Origin of the sequence: Corynebacterium jeikeium, assembly GCF_000738175.1 — a bacterium.
GTDB lineage: Bacteria > Actinomycetota > Actinomycetes > Mycobacteriales > Mycobacteriaceae > Corynebacterium > Corynebacterium jeikeium_C.
In genome coordinates this window covers 1-5767 of sequence record NZ_JFCH01000051.1, presented here as the reverse complement: position 1 = coordinate 5767, position 5767 = coordinate 1, and the positions used below count along the sequence as shown (strand labels likewise).

At 55.9% G+C, this 5767-nt stretch carries 5 protein-coding genes; 2 read left to right on the top strand and 3 right to left on the bottom strand.

The window, feature by feature from the left end:
- A partial coding sequence (locus JQ46_RS08145; protein WP_034987127.1) for a DEAD/DEAH box helicase family protein occupies positions 1–1065 on the top strand: 1065 nt, incomplete at its 5' end.
- 16 nt (positions 1066–1081) lie between these two features.
- Here JQ46_RS08145 and pbp2m read toward each other — a convergent pair.
- From pbp2m to JQ46_RS11120, 3 genes are all read right to left on the bottom strand, one after another.
- Complete coding sequence (pbp2m, locus tag JQ46_RS11125) at positions 1082–2863, bottom strand: penicillin-binding protein PBP2M (RefSeq protein ID WP_016421369.1); 1782 nt, start codon at positions 2861–2863, stop codon at positions 1082–1084.
- Positions 2864–2976: 113 nt separating this feature from the next.
- The gene (locus tag JQ46_RS08135) at positions 2977–3807 is read right to left on the bottom strand and encodes a serine hydrolase (protein ID WP_034987125.1); all 831 of its coding nucleotides are present in this window, start codon (positions 3805–3807) and stop codon (positions 2977–2979) included.
- Positions 3804–4664: a LysR family transcriptional regulator gene (locus JQ46_RS11120; RefSeq protein WP_012360809.1), complete on the bottom strand. Its 861-nt coding sequence runs from the start codon at positions 4662–4664 to the stop codon at positions 3804–3806. The genes JQ46_RS08135 and JQ46_RS11120 overlap by 4 nt, the downstream gene beginning before the upstream one ends.
- Before the next feature lie 114 nt (positions 4665–4778).
- On the opposite strand from JQ46_RS11120, the gene JQ46_RS08130 reads away from it, so the two are divergent.
- A partial coding sequence (locus JQ46_RS08130) for a helicase-associated domain-containing protein (RefSeq protein WP_034987123.1) occupies positions 4779–5767 on the top strand: 989 nt, incomplete at its 3' end.

Here is a 5767-nt window from a genome sequence, read left to right as displayed (position 1 = left end):
CACCCCATCGAGCTGTCGCAGGAACACGAAGAATGGCAGCTGCGCGACTACCAGGAGATGGCGGCCGATAGCTTCTGGGAAGGCGGCTCGGGCGTGGTAGTGCTGCCGTGTGGTGCGGGAAAGACGATGGTCGGCGCGGCCTCGATGGCCAAGGCAAAGGCCACCACCCTGATCCTGGTGACGAACACCGTCGCGGGCAGGCAGTGGAAGGACGAGCTAGTGCGCCGCACCTCCCTGACGGAGGATGAAATCGGCGAATACTCCGGAGAGAAGAAGGAGATCCGCCCCGTGACCATCGCCACCTACCAAGTGGTCACGCGCAAGTCGAAGGGCGAATACCGGGCGCTGGAGCTGTTCGACTCCCGCGACTGGGGCTTAATCATTTACGACGAGGTTCACCTGCTGCCTGCCCCGGTGTTCCGCATGACCTCCGACCTGCAGTCTCGCCGCCGTCTGGGGCTCACCGCCACCCTGGTGCGCGAGGACGGCCGCGAAGGCGACGTATTCAGCCTGATCGGGCCGAAGCGCTATGACGCCCCATGGAAGGACATCGAGGCCTTCCTGGATCGCATGTCCCCCGGCGGTCTCTCGTCCGTTCCCCAGTCCCTGCGGTATTTGATTGACGACGCCACCAGGGCATTCCAGCAGGGCTCCGCCACCGAACCCCACTCGGCTCGTGTCCCGTCTCGCGTGGATACTCCCCAGCGCAACATCATGGACATCACTGGGGACTCCACCGAGATCGCCTCGGAGATCGACGGCGCCGTGGAGGGTTTTCGCCGCGCCCACGACCAGGCCATCGCCGTGGACCCGGCGGACGGCACGAAGGCCTCGGACACCCGGACCTTCCGCTCGCCGCGGGAGATCATGTCCGAGCTGCGCCGCGCCTATACCGCGGGCACACAGGTGCGCCTGCACTACGTGGACTATGCGGGTGCCACCAGCCATGACTGGATCTCCATCGTGATGATGACCCCCTCCACCATCTCCGCGGTGCTCGAATCCACCGGGGAGAGCCTCACGATCCAACCCCACCGCATCGCTGCGGTGGACGTGCCGTGCTAGAGGTTATGACGCAAGTTTATTGAATTCCAGAGAATTTCTGAACATCCGGCGAGCGAAGGAAACGCCCGGCCATTTCCACAGCTGGCTGAGAAGAATCTCCTTCGATTACAAGGGACGCAATCGCCAATTCCCCTGTCGTTCCAGCGAACCAGCCATTGGAAAGCTTGCCATCAATTTCTGCTGTACCAGTCTTTCCGCCAAGTGCACTAAGATCACTCAACGACCTAGCTGAACCGTGGTCAATTGTTGATTTCATCATCGTCCGGAGGCTTTGAATAGTTGTATCGCTGACATGCTGGTCTGCCTGTTTATTCACTACTGTCTGTTCGCCTTGAATGAGCTGTGGAGGAACAAGCAAGCCGCCGTTAGCGACAGTCGATTGCATGAGCGCAATCCCAAATGGACTAGCTAGAACCTCGCCCTGTCCAATAGAAGCCTCCACACGAGGAGGTCCAGCCGGTGTCCGCGGCACCGAACCAGTAAGTGTGGTCATCCCTGGTACGTCGAAGTCGGAGCCAATTCCGAGTTCTAAAGCAGTCCGTTGCAGATCATCTTCTCCCAAACGATCCGAAATGACCGCTTGGGTTGTGTTACATGATTGGGCGAAAGCTTCTTCCAGTCGAACGCTACCTAGATCGAAGTCATGATCGTTGGGAATCTTGCGTCCAGCGACGGTGATATTGCTAGGACAAGGTAGTTCCTCATCCATGCTGACTGCCCCTGCCTCTAGTGCCGCCGCTGTGGTCACAGTTTTGAACGTCGATCCCGGTGGGAATAGCCCGGTGAGTGCGATTGGCCCTTGGTTATTTGCCTTGTCATTTTGTGCAACGGCAAGGACACCTCCTGTTCTAGGATTGAGCACGACTAGAACTGCGGCACGTTGCTCACTGTCCACTGCTTGTTTTGCTGCGCTTTGCAGTGTGTTATCCAGAGTGGTTGCGATTGGCTGAACTCGGCGAGGCGGCTCAGAGGCTACCGTCGTCATACCTTGTGAACTCTCAGCGCGTATCGACCATCCTGAATTAGCATCGAGCACTGACTCCCAATATTTGTTCAATTCAGCATCCAGCGGAGAGTTAAGAGTTTTGGACACGCTTAAGAGACGCCCCTGCTCCACAGTGGAAATTCCCTCAAAGGTCCTAAGTTGCTCTTGTATCTTCCGGAATTCTTCCTGCCTCAAAGTGAGGAGCACGGTGTCTTCATCCTGAGACTCTCCCAAGGTCTGCTCGATCCACTCCTTAGTCGTTGTGGGAGACACTGGTGCAAAAATCTGGGCCAATTCCTGCGCTCTAGAGGCTATGTCTTTGCGACCTCGTACCTGAATAACTTTCGTCCAGGTCATATATTCATTGCCCAAGCGATCTTTAATTGGAAGATCGTACTGTTTATCTTCAGCAAAAAAGAGTGCGGAATCATCGCTCAACTGAGCTTCGAAGATCGAAGGCAACCATTGAGGCTTACCATCCTGTCCACTAAGGACGAGCCGACCATTGCTCTCCAACTCCACACCATCTTTGGACCAAGTCACATGAGTATTCTGCTTTCCATTGGAAATATCAGATTTTTCGATGTTGACCTTCACACCATGAAGTGACTGCCGAAATTCATGAAGGGCGCGCTCCGGGTCTGGATGATCCAGATACCGTGCAGCCTTGCTGTCATCTCCCGCGTTGAAAGCTTTGAGAAATACGTCTGAGTCTGATTCCCACGGTAGAGCTGAACAGCTGCTCAACATCACTGCGGAGAGCGAACAGAGTGCAATCACCGACTGACGGAAACGATTGTGCTTAGTCATCATGGGAGTGACGTTAAGTGAGACGCATTGGATGCCACCAATATCACATAATGCAATTGTCTCATTTCATTCACATATAGGCGATGGTAGAAGTGTGTATTCAAGTGGCAGAAATTCTAACGAAGAGCGTCCACGAGCAGTCTAGCCACTTCGCCAATAGCACCATCGTGAGTACTCATTGCTTGTTCTGGCACCACCTGTTTCAGCATGATGGACACCACAATGGGCTCCTCGCCCTCAACCTGGATAATCGAAGCTTCACCATGGAGAAGTCCTACAGTGCCCGTTTTTCCATAGATATCAACGCCGCTTGGAGGAAAGCCTGAAGGAACACGGTGACGCCACACCTGCAACCCCAAGAGTTCACACATAGATCGACGTACCGCTGCACTATCGTCTTTCCAAACCTGTTCCAAGTCATTAGTTATTTCCGCCAACGAAGAGACTGCAGAAAACGCTATATCTGTACTTCTCCCCCCTTGGGATTGAACATATTGACGCAATTGTTTCTCCGCCGTCACTAAGCTATTCCGATCTTGCAAGTCATAATGAGGTGGAAACCGTTTAAGAAATGCTTCTCGAGCCCACGCAGGCAGTAGACGCAAAATCTCGTGGGCGGCCACGTTATCTGACACCGATGCGACTTGTTTCATTAAGTCTCGGAGACTCACGTTCACTGCGTCATCAAAGGCAGCGAACCCATACCCTTCGTAAGTTCCTTTGGACGGTGCAACGTCAACACGAAGACGAGGATCCAGATCACCTCGTTGAATCGCTTCCAAAGTGAGGTGGAGGAGCCGGATTTTATATAAGGATGCCACCGTAATTTTCTCGTCTTGTTTGCGTCCGATAGTCACCCCATCGTGCAGTCGCGATGCACACCACCATCCCTCACACCCCGACCGCATCAACACGTTTTCCAGGGCCATCTCCATCCGTGCAGTCATTGGTTAATCCTTCGACAAATTCTTTCGGCGACCGCCATGGCCTCGGCGCCATTGTCCATCCCACCTCGGCGAACCACTACATCCACGGAAAAATCGAAACGGGAAGGAAGCTCAATAGCATTGTCAAACTGGTGAAAACCGCGAAATACCAAAGACATCCCCTCCCCTCTTCCAATCAATAAGCCCCTACCTAGAGCATCCTCTGAATCATTAATTTCGCAAGACACACCCGACCGAAATAGCTCTCTCGCCAAACCACTGGCTGCACTTGAATTGTCATTCAGGTTCTCCACCAGCAGATTCAATTGAGACAAGGTCTTATCCAACCTTGAATACCCCGGCGGCACCACTAGATCACGTGACAGAGAAAACTGCCTCGCACTGCGGTGAGTACCCAAGGGAACCGGAGCTTGAACAAGCCCCGCATGAATAGCGCCTTCTTCAACACGGGCAAGAATCTCAACAGAAGGCAGTGACGACAAAACTACTCCATCATGCTGCTGTGCCTTTGCTGCAATACGCGATCCTATCTCGCTTGGAAGCGCACTACTGATGGCCAAACGAAACCCGCTTTGCGCACCACTTCGGATACCGTCAATCATCGAATGCATAGTCTGAAGATCGCGATTAATCACCCGGGCATATGGAAGCAAGGTCAACCCTGCCTCGGTTAGTTTCACTTCCCCCGCCCCTCGGATAAATAGCGGTGTACCTACACCAGCTTCTAAGCGCTTAATGGCATTGGAGACAGGCGGCTGACTCACTCCCAGTCGCGCTGCCGCCGCTGTAAAACTACCGGTCTCCGCTAAAGCCACGAAATACTGCCATTGGCGCAGATTTCCCGTCTGAGCAATCATGGGTCTCAGCATAGTGGAGCACGAGTTCGCACCACTGCAGCGTAAAATGATGTCTTTGGCTTGAGCAACACCGTCGCGGTGGCGTCGATAAACAAAAAGGAAGTGACACACAGCGTGGGCATTGGAAACGGACCGCTCATTGTGCAGTCGGATAAGACCGTGCTGCTGGAAATCGACCACGAACAGGCGCAGGAGGCGCGCACCGCGCTGGCACCGTTCGCGGAGCTGGAGCGCGCGCCGGAGCACGTGCACACCTACCGCATCACCCCGCTGGCGCTGTGGAACGCCCGCGCGGCAGGGCACGACGCGGAGCAGATCATGGACGTGCTGGAAACCTACTCGCGGTTCCCCGTCCCGCAGCCGCTGCTCATCGACATTGCCGACACGATGGATCGCTACGGGCGGCTGAAGCTCATCAAGCACCCAGCGCACGGGCTCGTGCTAGAGACGACGGACAGGGCTGTGTTGACGGAGATCCGGCGTCACAAAAAGATCAAGCCCATGTTGGGCGCAGAGATCGACGAGGACTCGATCGTTGTGCACCCTTCCGAGCGCGGCAGGCTCAAGCAGGAACTGCTGAAGGTCGGCTGGCCTGCAGAGGACCTGGCGGGATACGTCGACGGCGAGGCGCACCCCATCGAGCTGTCGCAGGAACACGAAGAATGGCAGCTGCGCGACTACCAGGAGATGGCGGCCGATAGCTTCTGGGAAGGCGGCTCGGGCGTGGTAGTGCTGCCGTGTGGTGCGGGAAAGACGATGGTCGGCGCGGCCTCGATGGCCAAGGCAAAGGCCACCACCCTGATCCTGGTGACGAACACCGTCGCGGGCAGGCAGTGGAAGGACGAGCTAGTGCGCCGCACCTCCCTGACGGAGGATGAAATCGGCGAATACTCCGGAGAGAAGAAGGAGATCCGCCCCGTGACCATCGCCACCTACCAAGTGGTCACGCGCAAGTCGAAGGGCGAATACCGGGCGCTGGAGCTGTTCGACTCCCGCGACTGGGGCTTAATCATTTACGACGAGGTTCACCTGCTGCCTGCCCCGGTGTTCCGCATGACCTCCGACCTGCAGTCTCGCCGCCGTCTGGGGCTCACCGCCACCCT